Source organism: Pseudomonas sp. R2-7-07, assembly GCF_003852355.1.
Taxonomy (GTDB): domain Bacteria; phylum Pseudomonadota; class Gammaproteobacteria; order Pseudomonadales; family Pseudomonadaceae; genus Aquipseudomonas.
This window is the reverse complement of record NZ_CP027759.1, coordinates 3266038-3284450: the sequence shown is the minus strand read 5'-3', so window position 1 is coordinate 3284450 and position 18413 is coordinate 3266038. Positions and strand designations below refer to the sequence as shown.

The 18413-nt window shown below is 62.4% G+C and carries 12 protein-coding genes; 8 read left to right on the top strand and 4 right to left on the bottom strand.

From position 1 onward, the window contains the following. The first annotated feature begins 95 nt into the window (after positions 1-95). Together C4J86_RS14920 and uvrA are read left to right on the top strand one after the other, a co-directional pair. A complete protein-coding gene (locus C4J86_RS14920; protein WP_124370969.1) occupies positions 96-1808 on the top strand; it encodes an ATP-binding protein in 1713 nt (570 codons plus the stop codon). Next, entirely contained in the window at positions 1805-4330 is a 2526-nt protein-coding gene (gene uvrA / locus C4J86_RS14915) for an excinuclease ABC subunit UvrA (protein ID WP_124370968.1), read from the top strand. The genes C4J86_RS14920 and uvrA overlap by 4 nt, the downstream gene beginning before the upstream one ends. A 54-nt stretch (positions 4331-4384) precedes the next feature. Here the strand turns inward: uvrA and C4J86_RS14910 are convergent, their stop codons facing one another. Beyond that, positions 4385-5467 (bottom strand): LLM class flavin-dependent oxidoreductase, encoded by a 1083-nt coding sequence (locus C4J86_RS14910; RefSeq protein ID WP_124365165.1) that lies wholly within the window; start codon positions 5465-5467, stop codon positions 4385-4387. A gap of 331 nt (positions 5468-5798) precedes the next feature. Here C4J86_RS14910 and glsB point away from each other — a divergent pair, with 331 nt between their 5' ends. After that, on the top strand, positions 5799-6707 hold the full coding sequence (gene glsB, locus C4J86_RS14905) for a glutaminase B (RefSeq protein WP_124365164.1): 909 nt from the start codon (positions 5799-5801) through the stop codon (positions 6705-6707). Between the two features lie 120 nt (positions 6708-6827). Beyond that, positions 6828-7574, top strand: a complete 747-nt coding sequence (locus C4J86_RS14900) for an SDR family oxidoreductase (protein WP_124370967.1) — start codon at positions 6828-6830, stop codon at positions 7572-7574. Positions 7575-7739: 165 nt separating this feature from the next. On the opposite strand, the gene mapR is transcribed toward C4J86_RS14900, so the two are convergent. Both mapR and C4J86_RS14885 read right to left on the bottom strand, forming a co-directional pair. Beyond that, complete coding sequence (mapR, locus tag C4J86_RS14890; RefSeq protein ID WP_124370965.1) at positions 7740-9149, bottom strand: GntR family transcriptional regulator MpaR; 1410 nt, start codon at positions 9147-9149, stop codon at positions 7740-7742. 254 nt (positions 9150-9403) lie between these two features. Further along, complete coding sequence (locus C4J86_RS14885) at positions 9404-9643, bottom strand: DUF3203 family protein (protein WP_124367309.1); 240 nt, start codon at positions 9641-9643, stop codon at positions 9404-9406. Between the two features lie 123 nt (positions 9644-9766). Between C4J86_RS14885 and C4J86_RS14880 the strand changes: the two genes are divergently transcribed. Next, positions 9767-10258: an MgtC/SapB family protein gene (locus C4J86_RS14880; protein WP_124370964.1), complete on the top strand. Its 492-nt coding sequence runs from the start codon at positions 9767-9769 to the stop codon at positions 10256-10258. On the opposite strand, the gene C4J86_RS26870 is transcribed toward C4J86_RS14880, so the two are convergent. Further along, positions 10236-10412 (bottom strand): hypothetical protein, encoded by a 177-nt coding sequence (locus C4J86_RS26870; RefSeq protein ID WP_164487537.1) that lies wholly within the window; start codon positions 10410-10412, stop codon positions 10236-10238. The genes C4J86_RS14880 and C4J86_RS26870 overlap by 23 nt on opposite strands. Positions 10413-10617: 205 nt before the next feature. On the opposite strand from C4J86_RS26870, the gene C4J86_RS14875 reads away from it, so the two are divergent. The 3 genes from C4J86_RS14875 to glgB all read left to right on the top strand — a co-directional run bounded on the left by C4J86_RS14875 (position 10618) and on the right by glgB (position 18341). Then, positions 10618-12606, top strand: coding sequence for an alpha-1,4-glucan--maltose-1-phosphate maltosyltransferase (locus C4J86_RS14875; RefSeq protein ID WP_124370963.1), 1989 nt, complete (start codon positions 10618-10620; stop codon positions 12604-12606). 153 nt (positions 12607-12759) lie between these two features. Beyond that, positions 12760-16107, top strand: coding sequence for a maltose alpha-D-glucosyltransferase (treS, locus tag C4J86_RS14870; RefSeq protein ID WP_124370962.1), 3348 nt, complete (start codon positions 12760-12762; stop codon positions 16105-16107). Next, the gene (glgB, locus tag C4J86_RS14865) at positions 16104-18341 is read left to right on the top strand and encodes a 1,4-alpha-glucan branching protein GlgB (protein WP_124370961.1); all 2238 of its coding nucleotides are present in this window, start codon (positions 16104-16106) and stop codon (positions 18339-18341) included. Before treS ends, glgB begins: the two co-directional genes overlap by 4 nt. Positions 18342-18413 lie beyond the last annotated feature (72 nt).

Sequence of the window (18413 nt, the reverse complement as noted above, 5' to 3'; positions counted from 1 at the left end):
GTGGTTTCTTCGGCCTAAGTTGGACAAGATGAAACCATCCGTCGCCGCTGCGCTCCAAAACTTGCGACTGTCCTCTCACTGCCCAGAGCCCGAACATGCAATTCTTATCCAACCCCCACGGCTGTGAAGGCTGGTCCGGTGAAATGGCCCAGCGGATTCGCGGGTTTGACTGGTCAACGACCGACCTCGGCCCGATTGATCGCTGGTCCACCAGCCTGGCCTGCACCGTGCAGATGATGCTCGCCTCGCCCGTACCCATGGTGATGTTGTGGGGGCGGGCGGGTTACATGATCTACAACGACAGCTACTCGAAGTTCGCCGGTGGACGCCATCCGTACTTGCTGGGCACGCCGGTGGAACTGGGGTGGCCGGAAGTGGCCGAGTTCAACCGGCATGTAGTGGATACATGCCTGGCGGGCGGCACCTTGTCGTTCAACAACAAGGAACTGGTGTTGTCGCGCAACGGCAAGCCGGAAACCTTGTGGATGGACCTCTATTACAGCCCCGTGGCCGGGGACAACCAGCAGCCGGCCGGGGTGCTGGCGATCGTGGTTGAGACCACTGAACTGGTGCAGTCCGAGCGCGTGCGCCAGGAGCTGACCCACAATCTGGAGCAGCGCGTAGCGGCCGAAGTGCAGGCGCGTTCCGCCGCCGAAGAGCAGTTGCGCCAGTCGCAGAAGCTGGAAGCGATTGGCGGCCTGACCGGCGGCGTGGCCCACGACTTCAACAACCTGCTGCAAGTGATCGCCGGCAACCTGCACCTGCTGGCCCGTCATGAGCCGGACAACGCGCAGGTGCAGCGGCGTGTTTCTGCCGCGATTGCTGCGGTGGAACGCGGGGCCACCCTGTCCTCGCAACTGCTGGCGTTTGCCCGGCGTCAGCCCTTGTCGCCGGCGGTGTACAACCCGCAACGTATCTACGCCGGTCTCGGTGAACTGCTGCAACGCGCGCTGGGCGAAACCATTCATATCGACGTGCAATTGCCGCAGGATTCCTGGTGCATCAACGTCGACCGCAACCAGCTGGAAAACGCGCTGCTCAACCTGGCGATCAATGCCCGCGATGCTATGCACGGCGAGGGCGTGATTCGTATCACCGGCGAAAACATCATTCTCAACCCGGCCGAATGCGCGGGCAAAAGCATCAAGCCCGGCGAGTACGTGCGCCTGGCTGTCACCGACACGGGCACTGGAATGCCGCCGACCGTGCTCAAGCGTGCGTTCGAGCCGTTTTTTACCACCAAGCGCGAAGGGCAGGGCACTGGCCTTGGGCTGAGCATGGTGTTTGGCTTTGTCCGGCAAAGCGGCGGGCATGTGGACATCTGGAGCGAGGAAAACAAAGGTTCGGTGGTGCAGATGTATTTCCCGCGCAGCCTGGAACCGGAGCATCTGGAGCCGGACATTGGCCAGGAGAGCCCTTGCACCGGCCAGGAAACCATCCTGGTGGTGGAAGACAATGAAGGCGTGCGCCTGGCCGTGGTGGAGCTGCTGCAACAATCGGGCTACACGGTGCTGACGGCCGAAGACGGCGACCAGGCCATGGCTAAGCTGCAGGCCGGCCTGCAGCCGGAATTGATTTTTACCGACGTGGTGATGCCCGGCCGCATCAAGAGCATCGACCTGGCCAACTGGGCGCGTGAGCAGGTGCCGCCGATCCCGGTGCTGTTCACCTCCGGCCACACCCGCGACATTCTTTCCTCCAATCATCTGCTGAGCGCTGATATTCACCTCCTGAGCAAGCCCTACAGTCCCGATGCCCTCACGCAACGGGTGCGCAGCGTTCTCACCGCCAGACAAGGTTGTCCATGACTTCACAACGCAACACCCCCGCACCGACCGCCCAGCACACCGGCTTCGTGCGGGTGCGCGGCGCCCGCGAACACAACTTGCGTAACGTCGATGTGGATATTCCCCGGGACGCCCTGGTGGTGTTCACGGGCGTGTCCGGTTCCGGCAAATCGTCCCTGGCGTTTTCCACCGTCTACGCCGAGGCCCAGCGCCGCTATTTCGAGTCGGTGGCGCCCTATGCGCGGCGCTTGATCGACCAGGTCGGCGTGCCGGATGTCGACAGCATCGAAGGCTTGCCACCCGCCGTGGCCCTGCAACAGCAGCGTGGCACGCCGAGTGCACGCTCATCGGTGGGCAGTGTGACCACTCTGTCGAGCCTGATCCGCATGCTGTATTCCCGCGCCGGCAGTTACCCGCCGGGGCAGGCGATGCTGTATGCCGAGGACTTTTCGCCGAACCTGCCCCAGGGCGCATGCCCGCAATGCCATGGCCTGGGCCGCGTGTATGAAGTGACCGAAGCGCTGATGGTGCCCGACCCGTCGCTGACCATTCGCCAGCGCGCGGTGGCAGCCTGGCCGCTGGCCTGGCAGGGGCAAAACCTGCGCGACATTCTCGTGACCCTGGGCTACGACGTGGATATCCCGTGGCGCGACCTGCCGAAAAAACAGCGCGACTGGATCCTGTTCACCGAAGAAACCCCCACCGTACCGGTGTACGCCGGCTTCACCCCGGCGCAGACCCGCGATGCCTTGAAACGCAAGCTGGAGCCCAGTTACCAGGGCACTTTCAGCGGCGCGCGGCGCTACATCCTGCACACCTTCGCCCACACCCAAAGTGCGCTGATGAAAAAGCGCGTGTCGCAGTTCATGCAAGGCAGTGCCTGCCCGTTGTGCGAGGGCAAGCGCCTGACCAAGGCGGCGCTGTCGGTTAAGTTTGCCGGGGTGGATATCGGTGAGTTGTCGCAACTGTCCCTGACCCGCCTGGCCGAGTTGCTGCGGCCGGTGGCGGCGGGGCAGGACAAGATGAAGTTGTCAGTGGAAAAACGCCTGGCCGCCCAACGCATCGCCGCGGACCTGCTCGAACGTGTGAGTACGTTGATCGAGCTGGGGCTGGGCTATCTGGCCCTGGAGCGCAGCACGCCGACGCTGTCGTCCGGAGAGTTGCAGCGCTTGCGCCTGGCCACGCAACTGGGCTCGCAGTTGTTCGGTGTGATCTACGTGCTCGACGAACCGTCCGCAGGCTTGCATCCGGCTGACGGCGAGGCTTTGTTCAGTGCACTGGCGCGGTTGAAAGCGGCCGGCAATTCGCTGTTTGTGGTGGAGCATGACCTGGAAACCATGCGCCGCGCCGACTGGCTGATCGACGTCGGCCCGGCCGCTGGCGAACACGGTGGGCAAGTGCTGTACAGCGGCCCGCCAGCGGGGTTGGCGGATATTGCCGCGTCGCAGACCCGCGAATACCTGTTTGCCGAGCCGCGCCCGGCGAACCCGGCGCGGCGTCAACCCAGCGGCTGGCTGAAGCTGCAAGGCGTGACGCGCAATAACTTGAAGGATCTTGCGGTGGATTTCCCGCTGGGCTGCTTCACGGCAGTGACCGGGATTTCCGGTTCGGGCAAGTCCAGCCTGGTCAGCCAGGCGCTGTTGGAACTGGTCAGCAGCGGCCTCGGGCGCGTGTTGGAAAACGTCGAAGAGCCCAGCCTGGAAGACGCTGCGCCGTCCGCCAGCGAGGGCCGTATCAGCGCCGGGCTGGAGCATATCCGCCGTCTGGTGCAGGTGGACCAGAAACCCATCGGCCGTACGCCGCGTTCCAACCTGGCGACCTATACCGGGCTGTTCGACAACGTGCGCAAACTGTTCGCCGCCACGCCTGCCGCGAAGAAGCGCGGTTACGACGCGGGGCAGTTCTCCTTCAACGTGGCCAAGGGCCGTTGCCCGAACTGCGAAGGCGAGGGCTTTGTCAGCGTCGAATTGCTGTTCATGCCCAGCGTGTATGCGCCATGCCCGACCTGCCACGGTGCGCGCTACAACCCCGAGACCCTGGCGATCACATGGCAAGGCTTGAACATCGCCCAAGTGCTAGGCTTGACGGTGGAGCAGGCCGTCGACGTATTTGCCGAACAACCGGGTGTGCTGCGCGCTCTGCAGGTGCTGCGCGATATCGGCCTGGGCTATCTGCGCCTGGGCCAACCGGCCACTGAGTTGTCGGGCGGTGAAGCGCAGCGCATCAAGCTGGCGACCGAGCTGCAACGCAATGCGCGGGGCGCCACGCTGTACGTGCTGGACGAACCCACCACCGGCCTGCACCCCAGGGATGTCGACCGCTTGCTCAGCCAGCTCAACCAATTGGTCGAGGCGGGGCATACGGTGGTGGTGGTCGAGCATGAGATGCGCGTGGTGGCGCAGAGTGACTGGGTGATCGACATCGGCCCGGGTGCCGGGGACGCGGGCGGCAAGGTGGTTGCCAGTGGTACGCCGCAAAAAGTTGCCAGCAGCAAAACCAGCCGCACGGCGCCGTTCCTGGCGCGGGAATTGAGATTGAGTTAGTCGCCAGGTTAGTCGCCAGAAATGTGGGAGGCGCGAACGTCCTCCCAGCTTTTCTCAAGCGACTTGCCTGGCCCGCTCGCGCTCAGCGACCAACTGGCGGGTCAGCGGTATCAGCGCCTTGCCATAGTCGATCGCGTCATTGAGCGGATCGAACCCACGAATCAGGAACGTAGTGATACCCAGATCGTAGTAATCGAGCAACGCCTGCGCGACTTGCTCGGCCGTGCCCACCAGCGCTGTGGAATTGCCCTGTGCGCCGAGCAAGGCGGCAATCCCGGTCCACAGGCGCTTATCCAGCCGTGAGCCTTGCGCTGCCGCCGCCAGCAATCGGCGCGAGCCCTCATTGGGCGGTTCGCGCCGCACAAAGCCGCTCTGTTCGGCCAGCGCCGTGGCTTGCTGCAAAATAGTGTCTGCCCGCTGCCACGCCAGTTCCTCGGTCTCGGCCAGGATCGGGCGCAATGACAAGCTGAAGCGAATCGTACGCCCATGCCGGGCCGCCTCGGCACGCACCTGGGTCACCACCTCGCGCACTTGCTCATAGGTTTCGCCCCACAGCGCATACACATCCGCATGCTTGCCCGCCACCGCGATCGCCGCCGCCGACGAACCGCCGAAGTACAGCGGGATATGCGGCTGTTGCGGCGACTTCACCGTGGAGTGCGCGCCTTCGACCTGATAGTAGGTGCCGGCGAAGTCGAAGGGCTTGTCGCTCGTCCATTCCTGGCGCACCACGCTCAAATATTCGTCGGTGCGCGCGTAGCGCTCGTCCTTGCCGATATGGCTGCCATCGGCGCGCAGTTCGCGGTCGTCGCCGCCGGTGATGATATGCACGGCGGTACGCCCACCGTTGAACACATCCAGCGTGGCGAACTGGCGCGCGGCCAAGGTGGGTTGGGCAAAGCCTGGGCGGTGGGCGATCAGGAATTTCAGGCGCTGAGTCACGCTGGCAGCATGGGCGGCAATCAGCGTGCTGTCCGGGCTGGTGGAGTGGAACGCCACCAGGGCGCGGTCGAAGCCGGCCTCTTCATGGGCGCGTGCCACACGCTCAACGTAGTCTGGCTGCAGCGTCGGGCCGCTGCGCGGGTGGATTTCGGAGGCATGGTGGCCGCCGATGTAGCCGATGAATTCGATGCTCATGGTCAGGTCCTTGTTGAAGTCGATAAACAAGCCTCCACCGGGCAAGGGGTCGGTCCGTAGCGTGAAAGTAGGGCGCACGGGCGCGTCTGTAAAAGGCCGATTAGTTCTAACCTAATTATTAAATTATGGAATTATAGTTTTTATTATTATCAGTAGATTGCATTTATCCGGCGGTCCCTCGTACGCTTTCACTTGGCGCTGCGAGTTGCTGATACTGATTTATCGGATGGTTGCCGAGCGGGTCGTGGAGATTGTGTGGGGCTATCGCGCCCATTGAAGTATCCTCCGCGCCTCGCTCACCACTGATCCAAAGAAGATGACAGGACAAGACATGCAGGCGCTGCTGGAGTCGATCCTCGACGAAGTGCGCCCCCTGATCGGCCTCGGCAAAGTCGCCGACTACATCCCCGCCCTGGCCGACGTGCCCGCCAACCAGTTGGGCATCGCGGTCTACGGCAACGACGGCGCGGCCTACTGCGCCGGTGATGCCGACACGCTGTTCTCGGTGCAAAGCATTTCCAAGGTGTTCAGCCTGGTGCAGGCCATCGACCACGGCGGCGAAACCATTTGGGAGCGCCTGGGCCACGAACCGTCGGGGCAACCGTTCAACTCCATGGTGCAACTGGAGTTCGAACGCGGCCGACCGCGCAATCCGTTTATCAACGCCGGCGCGCTGGTGATCTGCGACATCAACCAATCACGCTTCGCCGTGCCGATTCTGTCGATGCGCGATTTCGTACGACGCCTGTCGGGTAACCCGCAGATTCTGGTCAACAGCGTTGTCGCCGATTCGGAAGCGCAGCACGGTGCGCGCAACGCGGCCATGGCTTACCTGATGAAGGCTTTCGGTAACTTCCACAACGATGTGGACGCGGTGCTGCACAGCTACTTCAATTACTGCGCGTTGCAAATGAGCTGCCTGGACCTGGCCAGGGCGTTCAGCTTCCTGGCCAACGAGGGCGTGAGCGCCCACAGTGGCGAGCAGATTCTGACGGCGCGCCAGACCAAGCAGGTGAACTCGATCATGGCCACCAGTGGACTGTATGACGAGGCCGGCAATTTTGCCTATCGGGTCGGGCTACCGGGCAAGAGCGGGGTAGGCGGCGGGATTGTCGCGGTGGTGCCGGGGCAGTTTACGGTGTGCGTGTGGTCGCCGGAATTGAACGCGGCGGGGAATTCACTGGCGGGGATGAAGGCGTTGGAATTGTTGAGTGAGCGGATTGGGTGGTCGGTGTTTTAATATCGTTGCCACGCTTCTCGTGGGAACGATCCCAACACGCGCACGCGCCTGACAAAAGCCCTGCGTGACGGGTATTCTTCAACTCAACCCCAAACATCAGGTTGAGTCAGGAGACTGCACATGGACAGAGTCGTCATCATTACCGGAGGCAGTCGCGGGATTGGCGCCGAAACAGCCTTGCTGGCCGCTCGCCAGGGCTATCGCATCTGCATCAACTACCAGTCCGACGAAAACGCCGCCCAGCGTGTACTGGAACAGGTGCGCGGCCTTGGTGCACAGGCAATTGCGGTACGCGCGGACGTCAGCAGCGAAGATGAAGTGATCGCCCTGTTCAACCGTGTCGATACCGAGCTGGGCCGTGTCACGGCGCTGGTGAATAATGCGGGCACTGTCGGCCATAAGTCGCGGGTCGATGAAATGTCCGAATTCCGTATCCTGAAAATCCTCAAGACCAACGTACTGGGCCCGATCCTCTGCGCCAAGCATGCGCTGCTGCGTATGTCGCCCAGGCATGGCGGGCAGGGCGGCAGTATTGTCAACGTCTCGTCGGTGGCGGCGCGCCTGGGCTCGCCGGGGGAATACGTCGACTATGCCGCGTCCAAGGGCGCGCTCGACACCTTCACCCTTGGCCTGTCCAAGGAAGTCGCCGGCGAGGGCATTCGCGTCAACGCGGTGCGCCCCGGCTATATCTTCACCGACTTCCACGCCCTCAGTGGCGACCCGGACCGGGTCAGCAAGCTGGAGTCCGGCATTCCCATGGCCCGTGGCGGGCGCCCGGATGAAGTGGCAGAGGCGATTATCTGGTTGCTGTCGGACAAGGCCTCGTATGCTACCGGCACGTTTATCGACTTGGGCGGCGGACGCTGATCGCGCGTTTCCCCAACCGATGCATGCCGACTGTAGGAGCGAGCTTGCTCGCGAAGAACTCAGGGCCCCCGCGGTTATTCAGAATGAATGCGTTGCCTAGACGTTCTTCGCGAGCAAGCTCGCTCCTACAAAGAGCCTTGACTGGCCGGAGCGCCATTGTGCAACTCAAAACGAGCGTACGATCCGGCCCAGGGTCTCCATCGCCTGCTCCGACGCTTCGGTCCACGGGCTGCCGTAGTTCAACCGGATGCAGTTGCGAAAGCGCCGGGTTGCCGAAAAGATCGGCCCCGGTGCGATGCTGATGCCTTGCGCCAGGGCCATCTGAAACAACTTCAATGAATCGGTGTGCTCCGGCAATTCCAGCCATAGGAAATACCCGCCGGCCGGTTGGCTGACCCGGGTCTGCGCCGGGAAGTAACGGCCGATCGCCGCGAGCATCGCGCTTTGCTGTTCTTCCAGGGCATAGCGCAGTTTGCGCAGGTGCCGGTCATAGCCGCCGTGTTGCAGGTAATCGGCAATCGCGGCCTGGGCCGGCATCGACGGGCACAGCGAGGTCATCAGTTTCAAGCGCTCGACCTTCTGCGCGAAGCGACCAGCCGCCACCCAGCCAACGCGATAACCCGGCGCCAGGCTCTTGGCAAAGGAGCCGCAGTGCAGCACCAGCCCCTCGGTATCGAAAGCCTTGGCCGGTTTCGGCGCATGCTGCCCGTAATACAGCTCGGCATACACGTCATCTTCGATCAGTGGCACCTGGTGGCTGCGCAGTAGCTCGACCAAGGCGCGCTTTTTTTCTTCCGGCACCGTGGCGCCCATGGGGTTCTGGAAGCTGGTCATGCTCCAGCAGGCTTTGATCGGGTAACGCGCAAGGCTCTGCGCCAGGGCGTCAAGGTCGATGCCGTCGCGCGGGTGCACCGGAATTTCCACGGCTTTGAGCTTCAGGCGCTCCAGCACTTGCAGGCAGGCGTAAAACGCCGGGGCTTCAATCGCCACCAGGTCGCCCGGCTCGGTGACGGCCTGCAGGCACAGGTTCAGCGCTTCCAGGGCGCCGTTGGTGATCAGCAGTTCTTCCATGGGCAGCATCAGCCCGCCGACCATGTAGCGCAGCGCAATCTGACGGCGCAGTTGCGGATTGCCGGGAGACATGTCGGTGACCACCAGGCGCGGGTCCATCGCACGGCTGGCACTGGCCAGGGAGCGGGCCAGGCGCGGCAAGGGGAACAGCATCGGGCTGGGGAAGGCCGAGCCGAAGGGCACGGTGTTCGGGTCTTTGATCGAATCCAGCACCGAAAACACCAGCTCACTCACATCGACTTCGGTGCTCTCGTGCACCTGCGCGCTCACCACCGGTTCGGAAAACGGGCTGGGCGCATGAGTATTGACGAAGTAGCCGGAGCGCGGTCGCGCGCGGATCAGGCCACGGCGCTCCAGCAGGTAGTAGGCCTGGAACACCGTGGACGGGCTGACGCCGTAAGTCTGGCTGGCGTAACGCACCGAAGGCACGCGCTGGCCGGGGCCGAGCACGCCGGAGCGGATCAGTTCTGCGATGTCTTCGGCGAATTTTTCGTAGCGTTTCATGGGGGCCTTGGTGCTGATTTCCCCCGGGGACTATACCCGCACCTCTGATTGCATAACAGAATCATGTAGTGCGACAAAAAGCGGATCAGATGGCTCGACTAGCCGAGCGCTCACTGACGAAACCGACTCAAAATGTGGGAGGGGGCTTGCTCCCGATAGCGCTGGGTCAGTTGATACATCAGATAACTGACCCTCCGCTATCGGGAGCAAGCCCCCTCCCACAGGTACTGCACAGCTCAGTTAAATTACCTCAGTCAAATCACCGAGCCAGGTGCATCAGCCTTCACATGCTGACGCCCATCATGGGCCCCCGCAACGGTCAGGGCGTCGGCCTCAGCTTCGGTGATGTAGATCCGTTCAGCCGCCAATTCCACATACGACATGGATTTTTCGGTGTCGGTCGCGATATTGACTCGGGTCGCAGGCACGCTGTGTTCCTGAGCATTGTCACCGAGCGTGAAATAGCACAGCTGATCTTCGATACGTAGGGACATGCCGGTCTCCTTTGTTCATGGGCGATGAAGGTTAGGGTGTTGCGGTTGTATGCAGGTTCCGCGCAACTGACTGGCGGTCGCCGCTGTCCATCCTTTACCTATAAAAAACACAGGAGGGCATCCATGGACGCTTGGTTGCATGAAGCGTGGCGAACATTGCAGGCTGAATTTGCCGATATCGGCGACGCCAGACAGCTCACCCAGATGACCGTGCGCCTGCTGATGGCCGCGCTACTCGGTGGCATTCTCGGGTTTGAGCGGGAGAGCAAGGGCAAGGCCGCCGGGGTGCGCACCCATATGCTGGTGGCGTTGGGCGCAGCACTGTTTGTGATGGTGCCGCAGATGTCCGGCAATCAGGCCGATGCCATGAGCCGGGTGGTCCAGGGTGTGATTGCCGGGATTGGCTTCCTGGGGGCCGGCACCATCATCAAGGGCAAGGATGACGATGCCGGACACGTCAAGGGCCTGACCACCGCCGCCGGTTTGTGGATGACCGCTGCGATTGGGGTCTCGGCCGGTCTGGGCCGGGAATCGACAGCGGTACTCAGTACCTTGCTGGCCCTGGCGGTGTTCAGCGTGATGCCGAAAATCGTCAAGCGTTTCGAGAAGGACTGACGATCACAGGCGGCATCGTGGTCGGCGGTTCCTGCACCGGTGGCGGCTCGTTCTCCGGCGGTTCTTTTTCCGGAATCGGTTCTGGCTCCGTGGGGGGCAGCGTCGGGTTGTCGATGTTCGGGTCCGGGGTTTCAGCCGGGATGGGGATATTCATCGGTGTGGCCTCCTTTGTGCTTTGCTCTATGGGTGGACAGCCGTCGGTGGGAATTGATTCCCCGCCGGGTGGCGGCATATTCACCTGAACTTTTGCCCGAAGCCCAGGCTCGGACCTAATACGGGCCTGCTCAGCGAGCGCGCCGCCATCTCAAGAATTCGGATCAAGCACAGAGCGTCCACAGGGCGTAAGGGGAATATGCTCGATGACTGCTGAAACACTGGTTCCAGAAGAGTCTTTATTGCCGTTGTCCCAGGCGCTGCTATTACCCAGAATTGCGATTGAAAGCACCATGCCGGTGATCGATGGTGGCGAGTTTGCCGTCAAGGCGGTCGTTGGCCAGCGCGTCAACGTGACCAGTAAAGTATTCGCCGATGGCCATGACCAGCTGGCGGTGCTGGTGCGCTGGCGCCCGCGCGGGCAGGAAAACTGGCACAGCGTGGTCATGAGCGATGTGGGCAACAACGGCTGGGAAGGTGCATTCACCGTCACCACCCAGGGGCCCCATGAATACTGCATCGAGGCCTGGATCGATACCTTCGCCAGCTTCTGCTATGAATTGCGCAAAAAGCACGAAGCCGGGGTGCCGGTCAGCCTGGAACTGCAGGAAGGCCGCAGCCTGGTGCTGCAGGCCGCCGAACGCAGTGACAACGAACTGCGCGACCGCTTGATGCTGCTGCATCACGAACTCTCCGGCCTGCTGGAAACCGAGCAGGTCGCGCAGTTCCTGCACGAAGACAGTGCACACCTGATGACCCAGGCCGACCACCGTGCCTATTTGAGCATCAGTCGCGTGTACCCGATCGACGTGGAGCGCGAGCGCGCCCAGTTCGCCAGCTGGTATGAGCTGTTTCCCCGCTCGATCACCGACGATCCGGCCCGCCATGGCACCTTCAACGATGTGCATTCACGCTTGTCGATGATCCATGACATGGGCTTTGACGTGCTGTACTTCCCGCCGATCCATCCCATCGGCCGCAGCCATCGCAAGGGCAAGAACAACTCCCTGAACGCCGGCCCCGATGATCCCGGCAGCCCCTACGCAATCGGCAGCGAAGAGGGCGGGCACGAGGCGATCCACCCGCAACTGGGCAGCCGCGAGGATTTCCGCCGTCTGGTCAAGGCCGCTGCCGACCACGGCCTGGAAATCGCCCTCGACTTCGCTATCCAGTGTTCCCAGGACCACCCGTGGCTCAAGCAGCATCCAGGCTGGTTCAACTGGCGTCCGGACGGCACGATCAAATACGCGGAAAACCCACCGAAAAAGTATCAGGATATCGTCAACGTCGACTTTTACGCGGCGGATGCGATTCCCGGCCTGTGGACCGAACTGCGCGACGTCGTGGTGGGCTGGGTGGAAGAGGGCGTGAAGACCTTCCGCGTGGACAACCCACACACCAAGCCGCTGCCGTTCTGGCAATGGTTGATCAGCGACGTGCGGGCCAAATACCCGGAAGTGATCTTCCTGGCCGAAGCCTTTACCACCCCGGCAATGATGGCGCGCTTGGGTAAAGTCGGTTATTCCCAAAGCTACACCTACTTCACCTGGCGCAATACCAAGGCCGAACTGAGTGAGTATTTCACCCAGTTGAACCAGTCGCCGTGGCGCGAATGCTACCGGCCGAATTTCTTCGTCAATACGCCGGACATCAACCCTGGCTTCCTGCACGAGTCCGGCCGCCCAGGCTTCCTGATCCGCGCCGCGCTGGCCACCATGGGCTCGGGCCTGTGGGGCATGTACTCCGGGTTCGAATTGTGCGAGTCCGCGCCGGTGCCGGGTAAAGAGGAATACCTGGACTCGGAGAAATACGAGATCCGCCCGCGCGATTTCACCGCGCCCGGCAACATCATTGCCGAGATCGCCCAGCTCAATCGCATCCGCCGGCAAAACCCGGCGTTGCAGACGCACCTGGGGCTCAAGCTCTACAACGCCTGGAACGACAACATCCTGTACTTCGGCAAGCGCAGCGAGGACGGCAGCAATTTCGTGCTGGTGGCCATCAACCTCGACCCGCACAACGCCCAGGAAGCGCACTTCGAGTTGCCGCTATGGGAGATGGGCTTGCCGGACGACTCCCAGACCCAGGGTGAAGACTTGATGAACGGCCATCGCTGGACCTGGTATGGCAAGACCCAATGGACTCGGCTGGAGCCGCAGATGCCGTTCGGGATCTGGCGCATCACTGCTTCCTGAATCTTGCGCAGATCAACTGTGGGAGGGGGCTTGCTCCCGATGGTGGTGTGTCAGTCACTGAACATCTATCTGAAGCGCCGCCATCGGGAGCAAGCCCCCTCCCACATTGAACGCGTTCAGTCTGTAAGAGTTTGAGCATTTCAGGAGTTTCCAATGGCGAAAAAACCCAAGGCTGCCACCTTTATCAAGGACCCGCTCTGGTACAAGGACGCGGTGATTTACCAGGTGCATGTCAAATCCTATTTCGATTCCAACAACGACGGCATCGGCGATTTTCCGGGGCTGATCGCCAAGCTCGACTACATTGCCGACCTAGGCGTGAACACCATCTGGCTGCTGCCGTTCTACCCTTCGCCACGCCGCGATGACGGCTACGACATCGCCGAATACCGTGGCGTACACAGCGACTACGGGACCATGGCCGACGCCAAGCGCTTCATAGCCGAGGCCCACAAGCGTGGGCTGCGGGTGATTACTGAGCTGGTGATTAACCACACGTCCGACCAGCACCCCTGGTTCCAACGCGCCCGCAAGGCCAAACCGGGTTCGGCGGCGCGGGACTTCTACGTGTGGTCGGATGACGACCAGAAATACGACGGTACGCGGATCATCTTCCTCGACACCGAGAAGTCCAACTGGACCTGGGACCCGGTGGCCGGCCAGTACTTTTGGCACCGTTTCTACTCGCACCAGCCCGACCTTAACTTCGACAACCCCCAGGTGATGAAAGCCGTGCTGTCGGTGATGCGCTACTGGCTCGACCTGGGCATCGACGGCCTGCGCCTGGATGCGATTCCCTACCTGATCGAGCGGGACGGCACCAACAACGAGAATCTCCCCGAAACCCACGGGGTGCTCAAACAGATCCGCGCCGAAATCGACGCGAATTACCCAGACCGCATGCTGCTGGCCGAAGCCAACCAATGGCCCGAAGACACCCAACTCTATTTCGGTGACAGGAAGGGCGACGACGGCGATGAATGCCATATGGCCTTCCACTTCCCGTTGATGCCGCGCATGTACATGGCCCTGGCCCAGGAAGATCGCTTTCCGATTACCGACATCCTGCGCCAGACCCCGGAAATTCCGGCCAATTGCCAGTGGGCGATTTTCCTGCGCAACCACGATGAACTGACCCTGGAGATGGTCACCGACAAAGAGCGCGACTACCTGTGGAACTACTATGCCGCAGACCGTCGCGCGCGCATCAACCTGGGCATTCGCCGGCGCCTGGCGCCGTTGGTGGAGCGTGACCGGCGCCGCGTGGAACTGCTCAACAGCCTGTTGCTGTCGATGCCCGGCACGCCGACCCTCTACTACGGCGACGAAATCGGCATGGGCGACAACATTTACCTGGGCGACCGCGATGGCGTGCGTACGCCGATGCAATGGTCCATCGACCGCAATGGCGGTTTCTCCCGCGCCGACCCGGCCAGCCTGGTGCTGCCGCCGATCATGGACGCGCAATACGGCTATCAGTCGGTCAACGTCGAAACCCAGGCCCAGGACCCGCATTCACTGCTGAACTGGACGCGGCGCATGTTGGCGGTGCGCAAGCAATCCAAGGCGTTTGGCCGTGGCAGCCTGAAAATGCTGTCGCCGAGCAATCGCCGCATCCTGGCCTATACCCGTGAATACACCGGGGAGGACGGCCGCACTGAAACCATCCTGTGCGTGGCCAACGTCTCGCGCAGTGCCCAGGCGGCGGAGCTGGACCTGTCGGCGTTCGCCGGCATGGTGCCGGTGGAGATGCTCGGCGGTAACGCGTTCCCGCCCATCGGCCAGCTGAATTTCCTGCTGACCCTGGCGCCCTATGGCTTTTATTGGTTCGTGCTGGCGGCGGAAAACCAGATGCCGAGCTGGCATGTGGAACCGGCCCAGAGCATTCCTGACTTCACGACATTGGTGTTGAAAAAACGTATGGAAGAGTTACTGGAAGAACCCTGCCGCACCACCCTGGAGCACACTTCGTTGCCGGCCTGGCTGCCCAAGCGCCGCTGGTTCGCCGGTAAGGACGCCACCATCGACAGCGTGCATATCGCCTACGGCGTGCGCTTCGGCGACGCCCAGCACCCGGTGCTGCTCAGCGAGATCGACGTCACCAGCGCGGGCCAGACCAGCCGGTATCAACTGCCGTTCGGCTTCCTTGGCGAAGACCAGCTCACCAGCGCCTTGCCGCAGCAATTGGCAATGGCCCGGGTACGGCGCAGCCGCCAGGTAGGGCTGGTCACCGACGCGTTCAGCCTCGAGCATTTTGTGCGCAGCGTGATCCAAAGCCTGCAGGCCGGTACCGTGCTCAATAGCAGCGAGGGTGACCTGCGCTTTGAAGCCACGCCGCACCTGGCTGCCTTGCAACTGACGGATGAATCAGCGGTGCGCTACTTGTCTGCCGAGCAGTCCAACAGTTCGGTGGTGGTCGGCGAGAGCCTGGTGCTCAAGCTGATCCGCAAAGTCAGTGCCGGGGTGCACCCGGAACTGGAAATGAGCGCCTACCTGACCGCAGCCGAATACCCGAACATTTCGCCGTTGATGGGCTCGATGAGCCGGCGCGACGCCGAGGGCCAGGACAACCTGCTGATGATCGCCCAGGGCTACCTGAGCAACCAGGGCGACGCCTGGAGCTGGACCCAGAACAACCTCGAACGCGCCATTCGCGACGAACTGGCCGAGGCGATTTCCGAACAGGAGCAGCACTACAACGCCCTGGGCGAACTGGCCGACTTTGCCGGCCTGCTCGGCCAGCGTCTGGGCGAGATGCACGTGGTGTTGGGCGCGCCTACCCAGAACAAGGACTTCAAGCCCGAAGTCACTTCGGTCAAGGACACCCAGGCCTGGGCCAAGGACGTGGGGGCGCAGATCGAGCGGGCCCTGCAGTTGCTCAAAGTAAATCAAAGCCAGTTGAACCCCGCCGATCAGGCGTTGGTCAGTGAATTACTGGCGCAGAAAAAAGCCATCGGCAGCCATGTCCAGGCGCTGGCGAAAGCCACGCTGGGCGGGTTGCGGATTCGCGTCCACGGTGACTTGCACCTGGGCCAGGTGCTGGTGGTCAAGGGCGATGCCTATTTGATCGACTTTGAAGGCGAACCGGCGCGCCCGCTGCATGAACGACGCGGCAAGCACAGCCCCTACAAGGACGTGAGTGGGGTGTTGCGCTCCTTCGATTACGCAGCGGCCATGGCCCTGAATGTGCAAGGGGTTGATCAATCGCCGGAAGCCGACGCCGCGCGTCGTCGCGTGACCGAGCGTTACCTGAGTGAAGCCCGCCAGGCATTTACCCAGGCTTATCAGGCGGCGACGGCTACACTGGCGCATGACTGGCAGGATGCCAACGGCCAGGACGCCGCGCTGACGTTGTTCAGCCTGGAGAAGGCCGCGTATGAAGTGGCCTACGAAGCGGAAAATCGCCCGAGCTGGTTGCCGGTGCCCTTGCAAGGGTTGCACGGTTTGCTCAGCGGGCTTACACCTGAATCGAAAACTGCACGCGGTGGGGAGACGTCATGAGTTTTACGCATAGAGAACCGCTGCAGCCCAAGTTGACTGCAATGCCGGCGTCCAAGGACGTCGAGGCGCTGGTACGCGCCGAGCACCACGATCCATTCTCGATCCTTGGGCCGCATGATGATGAGCAGGGCGGGCAATTTATCCGCGCATTCCTGCCCGAAGCCTTGAGTGTCCAGGTACTGGCACGTGACAGTGGCGAGCCGATCGGCAGCCTCGACGCCAGCCAGGTGCCGGGGCTGTTCGTCGGGCACTTCAGCACGCGTCAGGCCTACCTGCTCAAGATCCAGTGGGCCGGCGGCGAGCAGATCACTGAAGACCCGTACAGCTTCAACCAATTGCTGCTCGGTGAAATGGACCTGTACCTGTTTGCCGAAGGCAACCACCGCGACCTGGGCAGTTGCCTGGGCGCCCAAGTGACCACGGTCGACGGCGTGCAGGGCGTACGTTTCGCCGTGTGGGCGCCGAATGCCCGACGGGTCTCGGTGGTCGGTGACTTCAACATCTGGGACGGTCGCCGGCATCCGATGCGCCTGCGCCATCCGTCTGGCGTGTGGGAGATTTTCATCCCGCGTCTGCAACCGGGGGCGGCCTACAAGTACGAGATTCTCGGTGCCCACGGCATTTTGCCGCTCAAGGCCGACCCGATGGCCCTGGCCACCCAGCTGCCGCCGGACACCGCTTCGAAGGTCGCCGCGCCATTGCAGGTGGACTGGCAGGACCATGAGTGGATGCAGGCTAGAGGTGACAAACAGAAATCCACCGCGCCGCTGTCGATCTACGAACTGCACGTAGGGTCATGGCAATGCGAGCTGGACGAGGCCGGGGAAGTGTCACGCCAGTACGGCTGGCGCGAACTGTCCGAGCGGCTGATTCCCTATGTGCAGCAACTGGGCTTCACCCATATCGAGCTGATGCCGATCATGGAGCATCCCTTCGGCGGTTCGTGGGGCTATCAGGCCTTGTCCCAGTTCGCGCCGAGCGCACGCTTTGGCTCGCCGGAAGATTTCGCGTATTTCGTCAACGCCTGCCACCAGGCGGACATCGGCGTGATCCTCGACTGGGTGCCGGCGCATTTTCCGACGGACGCCCACGGCCTGGCGCAGTTCGACGGCACCGCGCTGTACGAATACGCCAACCCGCTGGAAGGTTTCCACCAGGACTGGGACACGCTGATCTACAACCTGGGCCGCACCGAGGTGCACGGTTTCATGCTCGCCTCGGCATTGCACTGGCTCAAGCACTTCCACGTCGACGGCCTGCGCGTGGATGCGGTGGCCTCGATGCTGTATCGCGACTATTCGCGCAAAGCCGGTGAATGGGTGCCCAACCGTCACGGTGGCCGCGAAAACCTGGAAGCCATCGATTTTCTGCGCCACTTGAACGACGTGGTGGCGCTGGAGGCGCCGGGTGCCCTGGTGATCGCCGAGGAGTCCACCGCGTGGCCGGGGGTGAGCCAAAGCACCCAGCAAGGTGGCCTGGGCTTCAACTACAAATGGAACATGGGCTGGATGCACGACTCGCTGCATTACATCCAGCAAGACCCGGTGTACCGCGCCCATCACCACAACGAGCTGAGTTTCGGCCTGGTGTATGCCTGGTCCGAGCGGTTTATCCTGCCGATTTCCCACGACGAAGTGGTGCACGGCAAGCACTCGCTGATCGACAAGATGCCCGGCGACCGCTGGCAGAAATTCGCCAACCTGCGTGCCTACCTGAGTTTCATGTGGATGCACCCCGGCAAGAAGCTGCTGTTCATGGGCTGCGAGTTCGGCCAGTGGCGCGAGTGGAACCACGACCAGCAACTGGACTGGTACCTGTTGCAATACCCCGAGCACCGTGGGGTGCAAAAGCTGGTGGGCGACTTGAACCGCCTGTACCGCGAGGAACCGGCGCTGCACGAGCAGGATGACGCGCCCCAGGGCTTCCAGTGGCTGATTGGCGACGATGCGATCAACAGCGTCTATGCCTGGCTGCGCTGGAGCAAGGACAGCAAGCCAGTGCTGGTCGTCGCCAACTTCACCCCGGTGCCGCGTGAGGCCTATGCGGTCGGCGTACCCGTTGCCGGGCGCTGGAGCGAAGTGATCAACAGTGACGCCGACATGTATGCCGGGTCCAACTTCGGTAATGGCGGTGCGGTACAGACCGTGGATGAGCCCCGCCACGGGCAGCCGGTGTCGCTGTCGCTGAACCTGCCACCCTTGGGTGTGTTGATTCTGCGACCACAGGAGAGTTAAACGCGCCTGGCGCGACGGATGCGGTTGTCCGGGCTACTGGCAGGGTGCCACAATGGCACCTTTGTCGTAGCA

Coding starts and splice junctions, on each gene's coding strand:
- C4J86_RS14920 (WP_124370969.1), top strand. CDS start 96: ATGCAATTCTTATCCAACCCCCACGGCTGTGAAGGCTGGTCCGGTGAA.
- uvrA (WP_124370968.1), top strand. CDS start 1,805: ATGACTTCACAACGCAACACCCCCGCACCGACCGCCCAGCACACCGGC.
- C4J86_RS14910 (WP_124365165.1), bottom strand. CDS start 5,467: ATGAGCATCGAATTCATCGGCTACATCGGCGGCCACCATGCCTCCGAA.
- glsB (WP_124365164.1), top strand. CDS start 5,799: ATGCAGGCGCTGCTGGAGTCGATCCTCGACGAAGTGCGCCCCCTGATC.
- C4J86_RS14900 (WP_124370967.1), top strand. CDS start 6,828: ATGGACAGAGTCGTCATCATTACCGGAGGCAGTCGCGGGATTGGCGCC.
- mapR (WP_124370965.1), bottom strand. CDS start 9,149: ATGAAACGCTACGAAAAATTCGCCGAAGACATCGCAGAACTGATCCGC.
- C4J86_RS14885 (WP_124367309.1), bottom strand. CDS start 9,643: ATGTCCCTACGTATCGAAGATCAGCTGTGCTATTTCACGCTCGGTGAC.
- C4J86_RS14880 (WP_124370964.1), top strand. CDS start 9,767: ATGGACGCTTGGTTGCATGAAGCGTGGCGAACATTGCAGGCTGAATTT.
- C4J86_RS26870 (WP_164487537.1), bottom strand. CDS start 10,412: ATGAATATCCCCATCCCGGCTGAAACCCCGGACCCGAACATCGACAAC.
- C4J86_RS14875 (WP_124370963.1), top strand. CDS start 10,618: ATGACTGCTGAAACACTGGTTCCAGAAGAGTCTTTATTGCCGTTGTCC.
- treS (WP_124370962.1), top strand. CDS start 12,760: ATGGCGAAAAAACCCAAGGCTGCCACCTTTATCAAGGACCCGCTCTGG.
- glgB (WP_124370961.1), top strand. CDS start 16,104: ATGAGTTTTACGCATAGAGAACCGCTGCAGCCCAAGTTGACTGCAATG.